The organism is Oleiphilus sp. HI0125 (assembly GCF_001635355.1).
Genome location: NZ_LWGF01001408.1, coordinates 1 through 616 on the forward strand (window position 1 = coordinate 1; position 616 = coordinate 616).

Consider the following 616-nt stretch of genomic DNA (forward strand, 5'->3'; position numbering starts at 1 on the left):
CTTCAGTTCGCGGCATGGTGAATAAAGTTAACTACATGGTAAGAATCGAAGGAGAGTGAGATGCGTCTTAATACATTAAGCCCAGCTCCAGGTTCAAAGCCTTCACGTCGCCGTGTTGGTCGTGGTATCGGTAGTGGTCTTGGTAAGACTGGTGGCCGTGGTCACAAAGGTTTGAAGTCACGTTCAGGTGGTTCAGTAGCACCAGGTTTTGAAGGTGGTCAACAACCTCTAGCGCGTCGTTTGCCAAAGTTTGGTTTTTCGTCGCGTCAAGCTAAGTATGTAGCAGAGATTCGCCTTAATGAGTTAGAGCTCGTTGAAGGCAACGTTGTCGATCTAGATGCGCTTAAAAATGCAAATCTAGTTCGTCGAGATACGAAATCTGCAAAAGTTATCCTTTCTGGCGAAATTAAGTCAGCAGTTACTGTTCAAGGTTTGAGAGTAACTAAAGGTGCTCAAGCTGCTATTGAAGCAGCCGGTGGTAAAGTCGAGGAATAATAAGTAATGGCTAAGTCTCCAGCGATGCAAGGCGGATTCGGAAAGGGGCTTGATGAACTCAAGTCTCGTTTGTGGTTCGTTTTTCTTGCAATCATTGTTTACCGTATCGGGGCACATATTC

1 protein-coding gene is annotated in these 616 nt (G+C 45.6%); it reads left to right on the forward strand.

Annotated features, from left to right (window positions below; translation table 11 throughout):
• Positions 1–60: 60 nt before the first annotated feature.
• On the forward strand, positions 61–495 hold the full coding sequence (gene rplO / locus A3762_RS23965) for a 50S ribosomal protein L15 (protein WP_068754983.1): 435 nt from the start codon (positions 61–63) through the stop codon (positions 493–495).
• Positions 496–616 lie beyond the last annotated feature (121 nt).

What these genes read in the sequence shown, in the direction of transcription:
- rplO (WP_068754983.1), top strand. Translation starts at nt 61, where the DNA reads ATGCGTCTTAATACATTAAGCCCAGCTCCAGGTTCAAAGCCTTCACGT.